This is a genomic window from Porphyromonas sp. oral taxon 278 str. W7784 (assembly GCF_000467855.2).
Classification (GTDB): domain Bacteria; phylum Bacteroidota; class Bacteroidia; order Bacteroidales; family Porphyromonadaceae; genus Porphyromonas.
Map to the genome: position 1 here is coordinate 188,002 of NZ_KI259230.1, position 16,393 is coordinate 204,394.

15 protein-coding genes are annotated in these 16,393 nt (G+C 55.6%); 2 read left to right on the forward strand and 13 right to left on the reverse strand.

Annotated features, from left to right (window positions below; all coding sequences use genetic code 11):
* Window positions 1-43: 43 nt before the first annotated feature.
* From HMPREF1556_RS03750 to HMPREF1556_RS03810, 13 genes are all read right to left on the reverse strand, one after another.
* Window positions 44-1,384, reverse strand: coding sequence for a lipopolysaccharide assembly protein LapB (locus HMPREF1556_RS03750; protein ID WP_232299034.1), 1,341 nt, complete (start codon window positions 1,382-1,384; stop codon window positions 44-46).
* 21 nt (window positions 1,385-1,405) lie between these two features.
* Window positions 1,406-4,000 carry a DNA gyrase subunit A gene (gene gyrA / locus HMPREF1556_RS03755; RefSeq protein ID WP_021666938.1) on the reverse strand — a complete coding sequence of 865 codons (2,595 nt, stop codon included), beginning with the start codon at window positions 3,998-4,000 and terminating at the stop codon, window positions 1,406-1,408.
* Between the two features lie 467 nt (window positions 4,001-4,467).
* Window positions 4,468-4,656, reverse strand: a complete 189-nt coding sequence (locus HMPREF1556_RS03760; RefSeq protein ID WP_157047509.1) for a hypothetical protein — start codon at window positions 4,654-4,656, stop codon at window positions 4,468-4,470.
* A 24-nt stretch (window positions 4,657-4,680) separates the two neighbouring features.
* Complete coding sequence (locus HMPREF1556_RS03765; RefSeq protein WP_021666941.1) at window positions 4,681-6,114, reverse strand: hypothetical protein; 1,434 nt, start codon at window positions 6,112-6,114, stop codon at window positions 4,681-4,683.
* A 604-nt stretch (window positions 6,115-6,718) separates the two neighbouring features.
* The gene (gene cbiB, locus HMPREF1556_RS03770) at window positions 6,719-7,750 is read right to left on the reverse strand and encodes an adenosylcobinamide-phosphate synthase CbiB (RefSeq protein WP_021666943.1); all 1,032 of its coding nucleotides are present in this window, start codon (window positions 7,748-7,750) and stop codon (window positions 6,719-6,721) included.
* An 8-nt stretch (window positions 7,751-7,758) separates the two neighbouring features.
* Entirely contained in the window at window positions 7,759-8,121 is a 363-nt protein-coding gene (locus HMPREF1556_RS03775) for a DUF488 domain-containing protein (RefSeq protein ID WP_021666944.1), read from the reverse strand.
* Window positions 8,122-8,130: 9 nt separating this feature from the next.
* On the reverse strand, window positions 8,131-9,957 hold the full coding sequence (cbiD, locus tag HMPREF1556_RS03780; RefSeq protein WP_021666945.1) for a cobalt-precorrin-5B (C(1))-methyltransferase CbiD: 1,827 nt from the start codon (window positions 9,955-9,957) through the stop codon (window positions 8,131-8,133).
* A gap of 15 nt (window positions 9,958-9,972) precedes the next feature.
* Window positions 9,973-10,449: a 2-amino-4-hydroxy-6-hydroxymethyldihydropteridine diphosphokinase gene (folK, locus tag HMPREF1556_RS03785; RefSeq protein ID WP_021666946.1), complete on the reverse strand. Its 477-nt coding sequence runs from the start codon at window positions 10,447-10,449 to the stop codon at window positions 9,973-9,975.
* Window positions 10,450-10,457: 8 nt separating this feature from the next.
* Window positions 10,458-11,519, reverse strand: a complete 1,062-nt coding sequence (gene queA / locus HMPREF1556_RS03790) for a tRNA preQ1(34) S-adenosylmethionine ribosyltransferase-isomerase QueA (protein ID WP_021666947.1) — start codon at window positions 11,517-11,519, stop codon at window positions 10,458-10,460.
* Window positions 11,520-11,554: 35 nt separating this feature from the next.
* Entirely contained in the window at window positions 11,555-12,274 is a 720-nt protein-coding gene (gene truB, locus HMPREF1556_RS03795) for a tRNA pseudouridine(55) synthase TruB (protein WP_021666948.1), read from the reverse strand.
* A gap of 1 nt (window position 12,275) precedes the next feature.
* The gene (uppP, locus tag HMPREF1556_RS03800; RefSeq protein WP_021666949.1) at window positions 12,276-13,109 is read right to left on the reverse strand and encodes an undecaprenyl-diphosphatase UppP; all 834 of its coding nucleotides are present in this window, start codon (window positions 13,107-13,109) and stop codon (window positions 12,276-12,278) included.
* The gene (locus tag HMPREF1556_RS03805) at window positions 13,109-13,345 is read right to left on the reverse strand and encodes a DUF3098 domain-containing protein (RefSeq protein WP_021666950.1); all 237 of its coding nucleotides are present in this window, start codon (window positions 13,343-13,345) and stop codon (window positions 13,109-13,111) included. The genes uppP and HMPREF1556_RS03805 overlap by 1 nt, the downstream gene beginning before the upstream one ends.
* Window positions 13,346-13,390: 45 nt before the next feature.
* Window positions 13,391-14,269: an ABC transporter permease gene (locus HMPREF1556_RS03810; RefSeq protein WP_021666951.1), complete on the reverse strand. Its 879-nt coding sequence runs from the start codon at window positions 14,267-14,269 to the stop codon at window positions 13,391-13,393.
* Between the two features lie 554 nt (window positions 14,270-14,823).
* Here HMPREF1556_RS03810 and HMPREF1556_RS03815 point away from each other — a divergent pair.
* Both HMPREF1556_RS03815 and HMPREF1556_RS08715 read left to right on the forward strand, forming a co-directional pair.
* The gene (locus tag HMPREF1556_RS03815; protein WP_021666954.1) at window positions 14,824-15,597 is read left to right on the forward strand and encodes a hypothetical protein; all 774 of its coding nucleotides are present in this window, start codon (window positions 14,824-14,826) and stop codon (window positions 15,595-15,597) included.
* A 530-nt stretch (window positions 15,598-16,127) separates the two neighbouring features.
* Window positions 16,128-16,393 (forward strand): hypothetical protein (locus HMPREF1556_RS08715; protein WP_021666957.1); only part of this gene is annotated, 266 nt, incomplete at its 3' end.

The following is a 16,393-nucleotide window of genomic DNA, read 5'->3' on the forward strand; positions in this document are numbered from 1 at the left end:
ACCGTAGGCTGTGGGGGCGCTCTTAGCTTAGGGAGCGAAGGGATTACTTGCGACGCTTAGCAGGAGCCTTCTTCGTGGTAGCCTTCTGAGCAGGCTGTTCGACAGGTTCGACTGCAGCGGGCGCCTTCTTGGTGACCGTGAGATCGAGGTTCTGAAGCAGATCCGTCAGGTCAGGAAGGGTAGGATTACCTACTTCGAGCGTACCAGCATCCAGAGCTTCACGCTTGTCCTTCATATCCATCTGGTAGTAGATGCTACCGAGGATCCCCTTGATGTTGTCAGGGCGAGACTTGTAGGCGATCTCCAGAGCAGGCAGAGCAGCCTTCAGCAGGTCGTTAGCCATCTTAGTCGTGGCCTGCGTGACTTCGCTATTCTCGTAGAGCTTAGCAGCTGCGTTGTAGAGGCCAGCACCGAGATAGATGAAGGCATTGGTGTTGGAGGGATCAGCCTTAGCAGCCTTGTAGTACCAACCGAGGGCACTCTTCAGATCCTTGTCTTCGAGGATAGAGCCCTTGACGAGCAGTGCCGTAGCGTCCTGAGGATTGGCAGCGAGGCGATCATCGAGGAGCTTGTTTGCTTCAGCTTCCTTACCGCTCTGCTGGTAGATGTTCACCAGATTCACTAGGAAGTAAGGCTCATCAGGAGATACCTTAACTGCCTCGATGAGTACAGGGATAGCCCCTACAGAGTCCTTCTTAGCGAAGAAGGCAGAGACAGCCCACTGGTGGACATCCTTAGGGTTGAGCGAGATCGAACCGAAGCGATTGTAGAGGTCGATGACACGGTCATAGTTGCGCAGGGTGCTCGCTGCACCGATAGCATAGTAGGCAGCGTTCATCGCTGTGGAGTCGATGGTAGCTACGTCCTTGTCTTCAGCGAAGAGAGGAGCCTTCTTGACTGCGAGGAACTGCTCCAGAGCATCGACACCTTCGGCGTACTTGTTGTTCTGTAGGAACCACGCACCACCGTTGAAGAGCTGGACGTAGTCATTGTGTAGGACTTCCTGAAGCTTCTTGGTGTACTTGAGGTTGACCTTACCCTTTTCGTTGGGCTGGCTCTCGATCTCGTAGACCTTGAGCCATGAGGGTACGGAGGCCGTCAGAGCTACATACATGGGCGTGCGGTCCATGTTCTGATCGATCGCAGCCTTCTTGAACTCTTCGGTATAAGCCTTATTCTCGATGAGCCCAGCTACATACCAGGTGTAGGGGTCATTCTTCGTCTCATCGTTGGCCAGAGCCTCCGTGATGAGTCGGCGAGCTTCAGCGAGGTCAGGCTTGTCGGAGTTAGCGATCTTCTCAGCTGACTTGACGTTGGCTACCTGGGCGAAAGCACCAGCAGAGGTCATCAGACCTAGGGCAATAGCACAAACTAATTTCTTCATTTTCATTCGGTGTTAGTGTGTCTAGTTATTATTGTCTTCGTTGAGAGCTCGGTCGAGGAACTCCTGTGGGAGCTGATCCTGTAGAGCCTCACCTTGGATAGGAGTAGCTTCGGTGGAGGAGGTGGTTTCGCTAGTCACTTCGTCAGCGACTTCCTCTTCCTCTTCGGAGAGGACCTGGCAGACGGAGGCGATCTCATCCCCCCGCTTCTTCAGGTCGATGATACGTACACCCTGGGTAGCACGACCCTGGACGGAGATATCACGAGCATGGACACGGATGGTGATCCCGCTCTTGTTGATGATCATCAGATCGTGCTCATCGGTCACGGGACGGATCGCTACGAGTTCGCCCGTCTTGTCCGTGATGTTGAGGGTCTTCACACCCTTGGTGCCACGGTTGGTCTTGCGGTAGTCTTCGACGACGGAGCGCTTACCATAGCCCTGCTCACTGATGACGAGGATGGTCTCTTCGGTACCCTGAGCTACGGTGAGCATACCGATGACTTCGTCTCGGCCGTCATCGTCGAGCGTCATGCCTCGTACCCCTGTAGCGTTGCGGCCCATAGCACGGACTGCGGACTCGTGGAAGCGTACTGCACGGCCGTTGCGATTGGCGATGAGGATCTCGCTATCGCCGTTCGTCAGGCCGACGCCTACGAGCTGGTCGCCCTCGACGAGGTTGATGGCGATGACCCCATTAGCACGGGGGCGAGAGTAAGCCTCCAGCAGGGTCTTCTTGATCGTACCACGCTTGGTGCAGAAGATGAGGTAGTGGGAGTTCACGAACTCAGTGTCTCGTGTGAGATTCTTCACACGGATGAAGGCATTGACTCGGTCTCCAGGCTCGATATTGAGGAGATTCTGCAGTGCACGACCCTTGGCATTCTTAGCGCCTTCGGGGATCTCATATACCTTGAGCCAGTAGCAACGCCCCATCTGGGTGAAGAGGAGCATCGTCTCATGCATTGAGGCTGAATAGATGTACTCGATGAAGTCTTCGTCTCGTGTATCGCTACCCTTAGCACCTACACCGCCACGAGCCTGTGAACGGAAGTCGGAGAGGGGAGTGCGCTTGATGTAGCCGTGGTGCGAGATGGTGATGACCATGTCGTCATCGGCGTAGAAGTCTTCAGGATTGAACTCTTCGGCCGTGTAGATGATCTCGCTACGACGCTCGTCGCCGTACTTCTCCTTGATCTCGAGAAGCTCCTCACGGATCAGCTGAGCACGTAGTTCCTTGTCCGCTAGGAGGGCCTTTAGTCGCTCGATCTCCTTCATCAGGGCAGCATACTCTTCCTTCAGCTTCTCACGCTCCAGACCCGTCAGAGCACGTAGACGCATATCTACGATAGCTCGAGCCTGGATGAGCGAGAGGGAGAAGCGCTCCATCAGGTGCTCTATGGCTTCCTGAGGTTCGCTAGCTGCACGGATGATGCGGATGACCTCGTCGATATTGTCTACGGCGATGATCAAGCCCTCGAGTATGTGGACACGCTCCTCAGCCTTGCGTAGCTCGAACTGTGTACGGCGGTAGACGACATCATGACGGTGCTCGATGAAGAGCTCGATGAGGTCACGTAGGTTGAGTAGCTGAGGACGCCCCTTCACCAGAGCAATATTATTGACGCTGAAGGAGCTCTGCAGTGCTGTCATCTTGTAGAGCTTATTCAGGACGACGCCCGAATTAGCATCACGCTTGATGTCGATGACGATGCGGATCCCCTTGCGGTTCGATTCGTCGGAGATGCCCGAGATGCCTTCGATCTTCTTGTCGGTGATCAGGTCTGCTATTCCCTTGACCAGCTCACTCTTATTGACCTGATAGGGTATCTCGGTGACGATGATACGCTCGTGGTTGTTGTGCTCCTCGATCTCGCAGCGACTGCGGATGACGATACGTCCACGTCCAGTCTCGAAGGCCTCACGTACGCCTGCATAGCCGTAGATGATCCCCCCGGTAGGGAAGTCTGGAGCCTTGATGTATTCGATCAGTTCTGAGGCATCGATCTGACCATGATGGTCGATGTAAGCCACGCAGGCGTTGATCGACTCAGACAGGTTGTGCGGAGCCATGTTCGTCGCCATCCCGACGGCGATCCCTGCCGAGCCGTTGACTAGGAGGTTAGGGAAGCGAGCGGGTAGGACGGTAGGCTCGACGGTGGAGTCGTCGAAGTTATTCTGGAAGTCTACCGTATCCTTGTCAATGTCTCGGAGCATCTCGCTCGCTAGACGATTCAGGCGCGACTCCGTATAACGCATCGCTGCGGGTGAGTCGCCGTCGATTGACCCGAAGTTCCCCTGACCTTGGACCAGCGGATAGCGGAGGTTCCAGGGCTGGGCAAGACGCACGAGGGTACCGTAGATGGAGGAGTCTCCGTGTGGGTGATAGTACTTCATCACCTGCCCGACAGCGCTGGCGCACTTACGGGTGGGCTTGTCATAGGTATTCCCGTCTTCGTTCATGGCGTAGAGCACACGACGATGGACGGGCTTGAAGCCATCACGTACATCAGGGAGAGCACGAGAGACGATGACCGACATAGAGTAGTCTATGTAGGCAGTCTTCATCTCATCCTCGATGTTGATGTCTATAATTCTGTCTTCTCGATCCAGCATTCTAGTCTAAAAGTTGTATTCACTTGTGTAGGCACGGATGGAGTGCACTACCAAGGCTCTAAGATACTACTTTTTGGGCAAATATGCCCCTTTTGCCCGCCATTCGTCCCTAGATCACCTTCTATCTCCACCCTTTTCTTTGCCTGGGGATGGCAGAGGGAAAAAGAGGGCTTCAGAGCGTCGCTGGAGAAGGGCGCTCGGGGGGGGGCAAAAAACGACCCACGGTAGGTCGCCGAAAAACCTACTGTAGGTCGCCTGACCGACCTCCCGTGGGTCGTCGATGCGACCTACCGTAGGTCGCAATAAGGAGCGGCAAGAGGCTCTGAGGAGTTTGCTGGAACTAGTGAGAAGAGAGGTGAGTTTGATATTCTCCCAGATGAGTATAACCGAAGCGCCCACGCTACGCCGAGTCATGAACTCGCATAGCGTGGGCGCTCCAATATATGATCCTTGGGAGAGGCCGAGGATTAGAAGCCTGCTGACTCGTTGTCGCGCCAGATCTGGTTCTCTAGATCACCCCAATCTGATGAGTCACCATAGCTGGGATCCTCGATGTCACCACCGACAGAGAATGTCGAAAGTACATCCACCGACTGCTTGAGCTTGAAGCTCTCCATCTTAGGAGCCTCGTAAGCCTGCTTATATATTGCTTTCATCGTCTTATTCATTCTTTACTAACACTAGTTAAGCTTGTACTTAGCTTGAGCTGCCTTGTACGCATCGAAGCGCGCCTGCCTGTCTTGGGTCCAATAGTTAGATCCGCCCACGAAGTCTGTCGACTCAATGGGGAAAGTCACGTAGTAGTACTTGTTCCCCGTAGCATCCTTTGTCTTCCGGAATGAATTCTTCCTGTTCTTCAGATAGCAGAATGCATATCCCTGACTATTCCCCGTATGTATCGTTGCGAAAGGCGAGCCATCATAGTAGAGCTTCATGAGGGATCTGTAGGCGATGCTGCCTCTATCAAAAGGATTAGGACAGTATAGGAGGAAGAACTGCTCTCCATTGTCGAACTGATTTGCATTCTTAGCAGAGCCGACAGGTATCTCAGCCTCCCCTATAGCATATGCATCTAAGAAGTTCTCGCGTTCTCTGAAACCAGGCTTTACAGCTACTTTGAAGCCTGTAGTCATCGTACGCTTGTTAAGGATGTTTGGATCTTGGTAAGAAGTATTGTCGAAATCCTCCCCGACCTTAAATCTGTTCAGCGCATTGGCATGCTCAATCGTCGTCTGGTAGGTCCCCGATAGGTTATCAACACTTAGGGTGACGCCAAGAGGGGGGCGATTTACCTCAGCCATATCCGCATAGCCTGTTACACGCTGACCCTGAGCATTCACTCCGTATGGGTTCTCACTGATTTTATTCCAGCGATGGTGTAGCATCTTTGAGGGGAATTTGTTCTGGAAGCGTGCGACGACGAGGTACCCCTGCATTTGAAGACTTACCTTACCCCCCTTGACAGAGATTATATCTGTGGCCGCATCATATTCCAATTCAAGACCCGTAGCCTTGAGGAGGAGGAAGTTATTACCGAGAGTAGTCTTTTCACCAGGCTTATAAGTGATCTTTTGGGCCCCCTTGTTGGTGAAGAAGTACTTTGATCCATTAACTTCATGCCCGATCATGATAGAAAGCTTAGTGCCCTTCATCTTCTTATCTGCTAGACGCTTCAGGGTTCCACCTGTTGCTACCTTAGGGTCTAGCAACATGCCAAGTGAAAGGTTTACACCCTTACCATCATTGACTACAGTCGCTGAACCGTTGATAGAGATCCCCCCTACGTTGTCATAGAGGTACAATAGGGCAGGTACTTTGCCCCCTGCACCAGGGGTGATCTTGTATGTGATCGCCTTGTTGAGGTTGGGCCCACTCACGGTGAGCTCTGTACCACGAGCCTCCTGGCCATCCCCTCCAAAGATGTTATCTTGAGCGAGCTCGATGGGCGCAACGTCAGCGCTGAGGCTTAGGCGAATAGCACCAGGTGTGTTGGGGTCAACAGCATCGATGCTTTCTTGGGCTGCTTGGGGCTGCTTGGGCTGGGGCTCGACGTTCTCCTTGGAGCAGGAGGCGAGGAGGCTGACAGCCACAAGAGCCATGTAGAACTTTTTCATTTACTCTTATTTATATGTTACTAAATATAGCGTCTTGAGGCTGGTCGTTCAGCCGAGGGAGGTGACTAGCGTTCACTCATCTCTCTATCTTATCACTATAATAGGAGGAGGTGGGACTGCGGGCATCCTATGCATATCTATACGCAGGGATACAACCCTTGTCAGTTGCTAGACCTTACACTCCCTGGGGAGTAATTGCCATGACCTAGACGCACTTATCGCCTGCAAAGGTATGAAAATTTTTTAAATAAGGCACCATTCTTTCCAAAAACTTGACCTTAGGAGCCCCTGATCTTTCGTACTCGGAGCTCCGTGTCTTCGTGGGGATGGAAGTCCCTGACGAATATCTGATCTACTCGGAGGGAAGGTAAAGATGAGATGGGCGGGGCTTCAGAGTGTGGCTGGGAAGGGGCGCTGGGGAGGGGTAAAAAACGACCTACGGTAGGTCGCCCGAAAAAAACCTACTGTAGGTCGCCTGAGACGACCTACCGTGGGTCGTCGATGCGACCTACCGTAGGTCGTTTTCGTGCCCTGCGGAAGGGCTCTCAGAATAGGGGCTAGAGAAGCCCCCTTTCTATGGGTAGAAGGAGGGGGGACGCCGACCTTAGCCTAGCGAGAAGAGAAGGACGAGGAAGAGGAGCGAGAGAGTGAGGAGAATCAGAGCCCGGATGACGAGGCTGACGACGAGAGCAAGTAGCTCGGTTCGTCGAGTGGTCGTGAGTGCTCGCTGAAGGTCTTCATCCGTGAGGGGGCGATCCTCTTCACCGATGAAGGGCTTGTCGACGACCTCACCGAAGTAGTCATGTGGACCGCCGAAGCGACAGCCAAGCATGAGGGCAAGCGCTGCCTCGGGATAGCCCGAGTTGGGGCTGAGGTGCCTTCGTCCGTGGCGGAAGGTCTTCGAGAGGAGATCGAGCCTTCCAGCGGAGAGGAGCATCAGGACGGCAGTGAGTCGGGAGGGTAGGAGATTGGCTAGGTCGTCGAGCTTGGCCGAGAAGTAGCCGTAGTCTCGGTAGCGCTCGTTGAGGTAGCCGACCATCGAGTCCTGGGTGTTGATCATCTTGTACGTGAGGATACCCGGTATCCCGAGGAAGGCCCAGGCAAGCATTGGGCCGACGACGCCGTCACTGAGGTTCTCAGCGAGGGTCTCGAGCGCTGCGGTGCGGATCTCCTGCTCGGAGAGTGCCCCCGTATCACGCCCGACGATACGCCCCACCTGCTTGCGTCCCTCTTCGAGCGAACGCCCCACGGCTCGGAAGACTCCTTGCACCTCGTCCCGGAGGGTCTTCCCCGAGAGCATGTAGAAGCTGAGGAGCGTGGAGACGAGGCCATAGCCTAGGAGAAGAAGGGTGCCTTCGGAGCCTGCTCCCTGCCAAGAGCTTTCCCCTACCTTATATAATAGGATGAGGGAGAGGAGCAGGGGAAGGAAGAAGGTGAGGAGAACTAAGCTACCATTATAAACAAAGCCCTTGAGCAGACGTCCCTTCCCGTGATTCAGGTGCTTCTCCCCCCAACCGATCAGGCGACCAAAGAAGATGATCGGATGGCCGAAGGTCGTAGGATCACCGAGAGCTCGGTCTAGGAGGAAGCCTAGGAGAAGAGGGGCAACGAAGGCAGGGAGCAGGAGGTCGAGCATGGGGGAGGCTAAGGCTGTGAAGCGAGGAGGGTCTGTAGGTAGGCACGGAGTACCAAGGGGTGGCAGTGCTCCTGATCGTGGGCTGCGTAGACGAGGGTGATCCGCTCCTGAGCTCCGAGGCGAGCGAGGAAGTCCTGAGGCGCTGTCGAGGCCTCCAGCTCGGAGCGGTAGTCACGGGCGAACTCGTCCCAACGGGTGGGATCGTGCCCGAACCATTGGCGTAGCTCCGTCGAGGGTGCTAGGTCTTTGGCCCACTCATCGAGCTGGGCTCGCTCCCTGCTTAGCCCTCGGGGCCAGAGGCGGTCGACGAGTACACGGTAGCCGTCGGTGGGAAGGGCGGGCTCGTAGGCTCGCTTGAGAAGTAGTTCCATAGTCGGGGATTATTTATTGGCTTGGAAGAAGTCTCGAGGATAGGTGTAGCGGATATTGCCCTCATCGTCGATGAGGAGGACGGAGAGCTCACTCTCGGGGACGAGACGAGCGCCAGCTTCGTGGCAGGATTCAGTGATCTGATGCATGAAGCGGTCGAGGTCTTCAGCGCTGAGACCTTGCCATAGTTCGCGTGCCAGTGTCAGGCCGTCGATGAGGGTGTGGGCTCGATCGGTACAACCCGCCTTCGTGGCTACGGTGTGTAGGTAGGCCTTGTTCATGACCACCTTCTTGCTGTGGGTGTCCATGTTGCCTTCAGCGAGCTTCACGGCCTTGCCGAGCATGATACCCATATAGATCTTGGGTATGGAGAGGGAGGCGAGCTTCTCGAGGGTCTCCCCGATGAAGTTGCCGTACTGGACGAAGGACTGGAAGGGGAGTTCGGGGAAGGCCGCCTTGAGATACTTCTCACTCTTAGCACCGGAATTGATGACGATGGTGTCCGCTCCTAGAGCTACGGCTACATCCGCCTGACGGACGATGGAGGCAATGAAGGCCTCCGAGGAGAAGGGCTTGACGACACCCGAGGTACCGACGACGGAGATCCCATCGAGGATGCCCAGACGAGGGTTGAAGGTCTTGGAGGCTAGCTCCCGTCCCTGAGGGATGCTGATGGTGATATCGACCCCACCTACGGGATAGTGACGACGTACGATGGTCTCCATCATCTGCCTAGGAGTCTTGTTGATCGCTGGGCCACCGATCTCCAGCCCCAGCCCTGGGAGGGTCACGATACCGACGCCTTCGCCCTGGAGGAAGCGTATGCCGTCATGCTCCTCGGTGAAGGCTACTTCGGAGCAGATCTCCGTGAGGTGGGTCACGTCGGGGTCATCGCCCGAATATTTGCGAGCCATCGCCCGATAGCCTCGCTCTGTACGCTCTAGTCGCTCCACAGGGAGCTTGACTTCCTCTCCCGAAGGAAGGATGATCTCTGCTGAATCGATGAACTCTCCTTCGTGCAGAAGAGCATGAAGTGCCGCTGCGGTGGCCGCTGTCGCTGTACTGCCCGTAGTGAAGCCTGTCTTCAGAGGGAAGAAGTCGGGACAGAGACGCTCCACAGCCTTCCTCAGACCTACAGGACCCTGGACTTGCTCGTAGTGGGCTGGTAGGGCGGGGCGTGTGATCATGTAGACGGGCACGCCAGCAGCTAGTGCCGGAGCGATCTTCTCCTCGAAGAAGCCACTCTCGCCACTCTCCTTGGTGATCACGGCGTCGGGCTGTATCTCGTCGAAGAGCGCTTGGTCCTCCCCCTCACGGAAGTAGCGTATATGACTAAAGGGGAAGCCCGCAGCTTCGGCCTTCTCCCTAGAGTCTTCTCGGTCGAGGATGCGGAAGAAGCTCTCGTGCTTCTCCCAGAAGGGTTTGAGGGGGATGAGCGTATTGACGCCCGTCAGAGCTAGTAGTCTATGGCAGGGCTGTGCCTCTAGCTTCTCGATCATCTCCTGGTAGCTGGCGCACTCGATCACCTGGCCCGTACGCTCACTGTAGCGCCGTTCGTAGCGGACGACAGGGATAGAGAGAGCAGCCGTGACTTCGCCGATGGTCTTGTGCAGGACGGCTGCGAAGGGATGGGCGGCATCGATGACTAGACGGATATCCTTCTCACGGATGAAGTCACGCATGACCTCGTGAGTCATGGCTCCCGAGACACGCTCCCCGTGTACGAGATCGATCTGCTGAAAGTCGCCTTTAGTTGAGTAATAGTATTCCTTGCCGGATTCGTCAAGGATGGAGCTGACGATACGTCCCTCCGTAGTCCCTCCGAAGATGAGGATCATAAGTTAGGGTAAGGATTAGCCGAGGCGAAGACGTAGCTCATCTCTGAGCGTCTGGATGGTCTTGCCTAGGGTGGGGTGTAGGATCTGTGGAGCGATCTCGGCTAGTGGTTCGAGGACGAAGAGTCGCTCTGGTAATAGGGGGTGAGGTAGGGTGAGTCGCTCGGTGGTGAGCACTAGATCGCCGTAGAGGAGTAGGTCGATGTCGATGGGGCGATCTTCGTACCGACCTGCTATGCTCTTGCGTCGACGCCCGAGCTGACGCTCTATGGACTGCGTCCTCTCGAGTACGTCCATCGCAGGGAGAGATGTCTCTACCGAGAGGGCTGCGTTGACGAAGGGATGTGGGCTCTCGAAGCCCCAGGGCTCCGTCTCGACGAAGGGTGAGATGCCATCGACTGGCCCGATGAGCAGGCCGATGGCATCTATAGCCGACCGGAGGAGTTGCTCTCTGTCCCCTTCGTTGCTACCTAGGGATAGGTAGAGCTTAGGCATAGGGAGGGTTAGTCCACGATGAGCATAGCATCACCATAGGCTCCGAAGCGATACTTCTCCTTGATCGCGACAGCATAGGCGTGCATGGTCTCTTCGTACCCTCCGAAGGCAGCCGTCATCATCAAGAGGATCGACTTCGACATATGGAAGTTCGTCACCAGAGCATTGGGTACGTTGAACTCGTAGGGAGGGAAGATGAACTTACTCGTCCAGCCATCGAAGGCCTTCATATGGCGCTCCGTGCCCGAAGCTGTCTCCATAGCTCGGAGGACAGATGTGCCGACAGCACAGATGTTGCGCCCTGCAGCACTGGCCGTATTGACGATGGAGCAGGCTTCTTCGGTGATGATCATCTGCTCGCTCTCCATCTTGTACTTGGTGAGGTCTTCGACGTCGATGTCTCTGTAGTTCCCCAGGCCATTGTGTACGGTGATGAATGCCTTGCGGATGTCCTTGATCTCCATGCGCAGGAGGAGCTCACGACTGAAGTGGAAACTCGCCGCTGGCCCTACTACCGCACCCTCATGCTCAGCGAAGAGGGACTGGTAGCGATGCGCATCTTCGCTATTGGGACTACGGTTCATGTACTTCGGTAGGGGCGTCTCACCCATGGCGTAGAGTAGGCGACGGAATTCCTCCTGCGACCCGTCGAAGAGGAAGCGTAGGGTACGTCCACGGGAGGTCGTATTGTCGATGACTTCGGCCACGAGCTCATCGTTCTTGCCGAAGTAGAGCTTATTACCGATACGGATCTTACGAGCAGGATCGACGACGACGTCCCATAGCTTGAAGGCGGGGTTTAGCTCTCTGAGGAGGAAGACCTCGATCTGGGCACCGGTCTTCTCCTTGTTGCCGTACATACGGGCGGGGAAGACCTTAGTATTGTTGAAGACAAAGACGTCATCCTTGCCGAAGTAGTCAAGGATATCCTTGAAGTAGCGGTGCTCGATCTCTCCTGTCGTACGATGCAGTACCAGGAGGCGAGACTCATCGCGGAAGTTCGTAGGCTTCTTGGCTATGAGACTCTCGGGGATCTCGATCTCGAAGTGGCTCAGCTTAGTATCCTTCATTTCTATCTAGTTCTGTCTTGAGGGTTGGTTCGTTCTTATTCTTCGTCGGAGCGAGGAGCGACGTGCTCACGGAGGAAGGCTTGGATATCCTCCACACGGAAGCACTGGTCGAGGGTGAAGTCGCCCACACGAGTGCGCTGTAGGGCGGTGAGGTGACCTCCCGAGCCGAGGGCTGTGCCGATGTCTCGGGCTAGAGCACGTATGTAGGTGCCCTTGCTACAGACCACACGGATGCGGAGGTGGGGTAGGTCGTAGTCGAGGAGCTCTAGCCCATCGATGACGAGGGTCTTAGCCTTGAGCTCGAAGTCCCGACCCTTGCGAGCCAGGTCGTAGGCTCGTCGTCCGTCGACCTTCACAGCGGAGAAGGCAGGGGGTACCTGCTCGATGGTGCCGATGAAGCTCTTCAGTACCTCCTCTACCGCCTCACGGGTGATATGCTCGGTAGGGAAGTAGGCGTCAGGCTCCGTCTCTAGGTCGAAGGTCGGCGTCGTCTGCCCAAGGCGGATGTCGGCGATGTACTCTTTGCGTCCAGCCTGTAGCTCGTCGATTCGCTTGGTGTGCTTGCCTGTGCAGAGGATCATCACCCCTGTGGCTAGCGGGTCAAGCGTACCGGCGTGTCCGACCTTGAGCTTCTTGATGCCCAGGTAGCGACATGCCTCACAGCGGAACTTATTGACTAGGCTAAAGGAGCTCCACGTCAGGGGTTTGTCCAGAGCGATGGTAGCGCCGGCGACGAGGTCGAGTAGCTCTGGCATCTTAGCTGAGAGATATATTGGCTCCGAGTAGGAGGGCTATAGCTACGCCTACGGAGAGTAGGATACGGTAGTAGCCGAAGACACGGAAGCCGTACTTCGTCACAAACTCGATGAAGAACTTGATGGCTAGTAGGGCGACGACGAAGGCCACGATATTCCCGACGAGAAGTGTCTGCCAGTTCTCCTGGAAGACCTCTATGCCTAGCTCCTTGTAGAGCTTGTAGCCCTTGAGTAGCGTAGCGCCAAACATCGTTGGGACGGCGAGGAAGAAGGAGAACTCTGCGGCCTGTCTACGGGTGAGGCCCTGCTGCATACCTCCGAAGATCGTCGCCATAGAGCGAGATACGCCAGGGATCATAGCTAGGCACTGGAAGAGCCCGATGATGAAGGCATTCTGTACTTGTACCGGGCGCTCGGTCTTGTTGGTGAAGATGCGATCGAAGTAGATCATCAAGATCCCTCCGAGGAAGAGCATCCCGAGGACCACCCACGTGCTACCGAGCAGGGTGTCGATCGTCTCATTGAAGAGCGCACCCAGGATAGCTGCGGGGATACACCCTACGATCATCAGCCCGTAGAGGCGCCAGCCTCCGAGGCTCGTCGTCGGGTCAGGCTTCAGCCCGAGGATAGGGAAGGGTAGGAAGCGACGGAAGTAGTAGACCACCACCGAAAGGATGGCTCCGAACTGGATCATCACGGTGAAGGCTTTGAGGTAAGCCGTGCTCTCCATCCCGAGGATCCCCTCGGTGAGGATCATGTGACCGGTAGAGGAGACGGGGAGGAACTCCGTCAGCCCCTCCACGATGGCTAGGATGATGCTCTCTAGGATAGTCATTAGGCAGCCTCCCCCTCTTTCTTCGCCCGAGTAGGCTTGACTAGGATAGCGTAGATCATCAGGATGAAGCCAGAGAGGCAGATGATCGGAGCCACGACGATGCGTCGGCTACTGAAGATCTCTGGGCTGAAGGCCGTAGGATCTTCGCTCTGGCCACCCGACATGAGGATGAAGCCGATGAGGATGAGGATGAGAGAAGCTCCCATCAGGAGATAATTCTTTTTGCTGTAGAGCATGGGTATGTGGATACAGTGTTGGATAGCGGACGGGGAGAAGGGGGACTAGATCAGATGGATCTTCCCTTCTTCCATATGTATATAGCGTCGCGTAGCTCTCGAGGAGGATACGAAGCTCACCAGCACACCTACCAGAGGTACGCAGATGATCACGCCGAAGAGGGGGATCTGAGGGCAGAGTCTAAGCAATGAATAGCCGAAGGCCTCTTCGATGCCGAAGAGTGCTCCTGCCAGAAGCACCAGCGCTAGGAGTGCACCGACGAAGCCCTCGAGGACAGCCCTACGGATGAAGGGGCGACCGATGAAGCTCGAGGTAGCACCGATGAGCGAGAGTGTACGGATGCGCATGCGCTGCGAGTAGATGACGAGCCCCGTGGCGGTATTGATCTGCAGGAAGCTCACGATGAGGTGTAGACCGAGGAAGATCCAGAGGACAAGGCGGATCGTCTGCAGGTTCTTCGAGGCGGAGACCCACTGCCCCTGTTGCTCTTCGAGCCCTTCGGCTGTCTTGAAGAGGGGCTGAGAGGCGATGATCTGCTGGATGCTATCGGGGTGGGTATAGTCAGCCTTGAGGAAGATCTTAGCCATCGGCACCAGTGGGTTGTACCCCAGGATCTTCGTCGGATCTTCGCCGAGGACGTTGGTGAGGCTATGAGCAGCACTGTCGGCGCTGATCATCTGTACCTCCCGTACATAGGGGAGCCTACGGATCTCGGCGACAGTCGCCTCGGGATTGCTTCCCTCCTCTTCGGGGAGTTCGATGGTGAACGAGATACGCTCCCGCACCTCTTCACTCATCCCTTGCTCCAGGACGTACACGAGCCCCAGAGCGCCGAGCATGAAGAGCGTGACGGTGATACTGATGAAGCTCAGGAGGCGAGAGTAGCGTAGCGTCGATGATTGTTTTGATTTGGGCGCACCCATATAGCTATGTATCGATCTGACAAATGGCTTGCCCAGCTACCCCTCCTTGAGGTAGGGATACAGCATAGACAATTTGCATGCAAAGATAGACATTCTCTGCACAAGGATCGCTGAGGCTATGCCTCTATATAGCGCATTTCTTCCTTCCTTCCTCCTTCAGGGGGGCTTGGGAGGAGAAAATGGACATCCAACGAGCCCGCTTGGTACGGGCATTTGGGAGGGGGGAAAACCGATCTACGGTAGGTCGCCGAAAAAACCTACAGTAGGTCGTGATGCGACCTACCGTGGGTCGGTCGGGCGACCTACAGTAGGTTTTTTTCTGCTCTTTCTGTGCCACCCTTCAGAAACCCGCTCGGGGAGCGGGTTTCGAGCACCCCAACGATCCCGCATTTTTCGCCCCTATTTGGAAAAGAAAAACGTCTCCTCCTCTGGCCTCATCTTCTACCGAGAAATCCCTACCTTTGAAGGGAGGAGCATGAGGCCATATAGCAGAGCCTTTCGCCTCCTTCGCCCAGAGACGCTACCTACCCAACACTAACGCAACATCAGGATCTATGAGAATGCCATCTTCACAGCTCCTTCGGTATGGGCTCTTCTTGCTCTGCCTGCTCTTCGCTGGGAGCACCACTGCATTTGCTCGGAAAAAGAAACCTCCCGTAGTCCTGCCCGACACCGTCTATTTGCTCGATCACTATGCCCGAAGTCCGCACTGGGTTCGTCCCGCTCCTCGGAAGAAGACGCAGGTAGCGCCCCGAGCCACAGGAGCTGTGCCTCCGAAGAATTACGGTTGGGAGTTCCTAGCTCCAGCCTGGCGTGGGGTGCAGGACTCGGCAGAGTTCCCTGCCTTTCGCTATCACTACGCTTCTTGGGAGGACTATCGGGTGAAGGAGACCCGTGATCGTATCCCTCGTTTTATTGGTTTCTATGTGAAGGAGGAGCCCCAAGAGCAGACGGCTGAGTGGCTACGCTCAGTGACCTTCACCTCGATGTCGGACCTAGAGACTAAGGTCGACTATGTATCAGACTTTACTCGACACCTCCCGAAGACCATCTACATTGTGCGGGTGACGAGGAAGGCAATACTTGTCTACCCCGTCTTTGCTACCGAATGTCATGAAGGCGGTGTCCTCGTCGATTGTCGCTTGATGGCAGGTTTTGCACTTAACCCTGAGTCCCTACATCCTCTCTGGGATTATGAAGCCCGAGCGGCTACGGAAGAGGAGCGAGAGCGAGTCTTTGAGACCAATCGTCGTCTGAAGCGCTACCGCCATGATGTCCCTTTTCTTCGCTATTATACTCGCTATAGAAATTATGACTTTTACGAGTAGTTCATCCAGCGGGTGAGGTCGAAGGCTATCGGCTTAGATCCAGCTAGTCCCTAGGGGCTGGCTGGATCTTTTGTTGCTACAAGAGGAAGAGAAAGAAGCGCTTCTCCCACCGAAGGTGAAGGGCTGGTGCGTCGTGCTCTGGATTAGGGAGAGAATGGGTATCGAACGAGCCCGCTCAGTACGGGCGTTTGGGAGGGGTGAAAAACGACCCACGGTAGGTCGCCGAAAAAACTACTGAGTAGGTCGTGATGCGACCTACCGTGGGTCGGTCGGGCGACCTACAGTAGGTTTTTTTCGACCCCTTCTGTGCTACCCCTCGGAAACCCACTCGGGGAGCGACTTTCCAGCATCCCAACGATCCCGCATTTTTCACCCCTATTTGGGGAAGAAAAACGTCTCCTCCTCTGGCCTCATCTTCTACCGAGAAATCCCTACCTTTGAAGGGAGGAGCATGAGGCCATATAGCAGAGCCTTTCGCCTCCTTCGCCCAGAGATACTAGCTACCTAACACTAACGCAACATCAGAACCTATGAGAACGCTATCTTCACAGCTCCTTCGGTATGGGCTCGTTTTGCTTTGCCTGCTCTTCGCTGGGAGCGCTGCAGTATTCGCTCAGCGGAAGAAGCCACGGGTCGTCCTGCCCGACACCGTCTACTTGCTCGATCACTATGCCCGAAGTCCGCACTGGGTTCGTCCCGCTCCTCGGAAGAAGACGCAGGCAGAGCCCCGAGCCACAGGTGCTGTGCCCCCGAAGAACTACGGCTGGGAGTTCCTAGCTCCAGCCTGGCGTGGAGT

Excerpts from the sequence above, each read along its gene's own strand:
- HMPREF1556_RS03750 (WP_232299034.1), bottom strand. The coding sequence starts at position 1,384 with ATGAAGAAATTAGTTTGTGCTATTGCCCTAGGTCTGATGACCTCTGCT.
- gyrA (WP_021666938.1), bottom strand. The coding sequence starts at position 4,000 with ATGCTGGATCGAGAAGACAGAATTATAGACATCAACATCGAGGATGAG.
- HMPREF1556_RS03760 (WP_157047509.1), bottom strand. The coding sequence starts at position 4,656 with ATGAAAGCAATATATAAGCAGGCTTACGAGGCTCCTAAGATGGAGAGC.
- HMPREF1556_RS03765 (WP_021666941.1), bottom strand. The coding sequence starts at position 6,114 with ATGAAAAAGTTCTACATGGCTCTTGTGGCTGTCAGCCTCCTCGCCTCC.
- cbiB (WP_021666943.1), bottom strand. The coding sequence starts at position 7,750 with ATGCTCGACCTCCTGCTCCCTGCCTTCGTTGCCCCTCTTCTCCTAGGC.
- HMPREF1556_RS03775 (WP_021666944.1), bottom strand. The coding sequence starts at position 8,121 with ATGGAACTACTTCTCAAGCGAGCCTACGAGCCCGCCCTTCCCACCGAC.
- cbiD (WP_021666945.1), bottom strand. The coding sequence starts at position 9,957 with ATGATCCTCATCTTCGGAGGGACTACGGAGGGACGTATCGTCAGCTCC.
- folK (WP_021666946.1), bottom strand. The coding sequence starts at position 10,449 with ATGCCTAAGCTCTACCTATCCCTAGGTAGCAACGAAGGGGACAGAGAG.
- queA (WP_021666947.1), bottom strand. The coding sequence starts at position 11,519 with ATGAAGGATACTAAGCTGAGCCACTTCGAGATCGAGATCCCCGAGAGT.
- truB (WP_021666948.1), bottom strand. The coding sequence starts at position 12,274 with ATGCCAGAGCTACTCGACCTCGTCGCCGGCGCTACCATCGCTCTGGAC.
- uppP (WP_021666949.1), bottom strand. The coding sequence starts at position 13,109 with ATGACTATCCTAGAGAGCATCATCCTAGCCATCGTGGAGGGGCTGACG.
- HMPREF1556_RS03805 (WP_021666950.1), bottom strand. The coding sequence starts at position 13,345 with ATGCTCTACAGCAAAAAGAATTATCTCCTGATGGGAGCTTCTCTCATC.
- HMPREF1556_RS03810 (WP_021666951.1), bottom strand. The coding sequence starts at position 14,269 with ATGGGTGCGCCCAAATCAAAACAATCATCGACGCTACGCTACTCTCGC.
- HMPREF1556_RS03815 (WP_021666954.1), top strand. The coding sequence starts at position 14,824 with ATGAGAATGCCATCTTCACAGCTCCTTCGGTATGGGCTCTTCTTGCTC.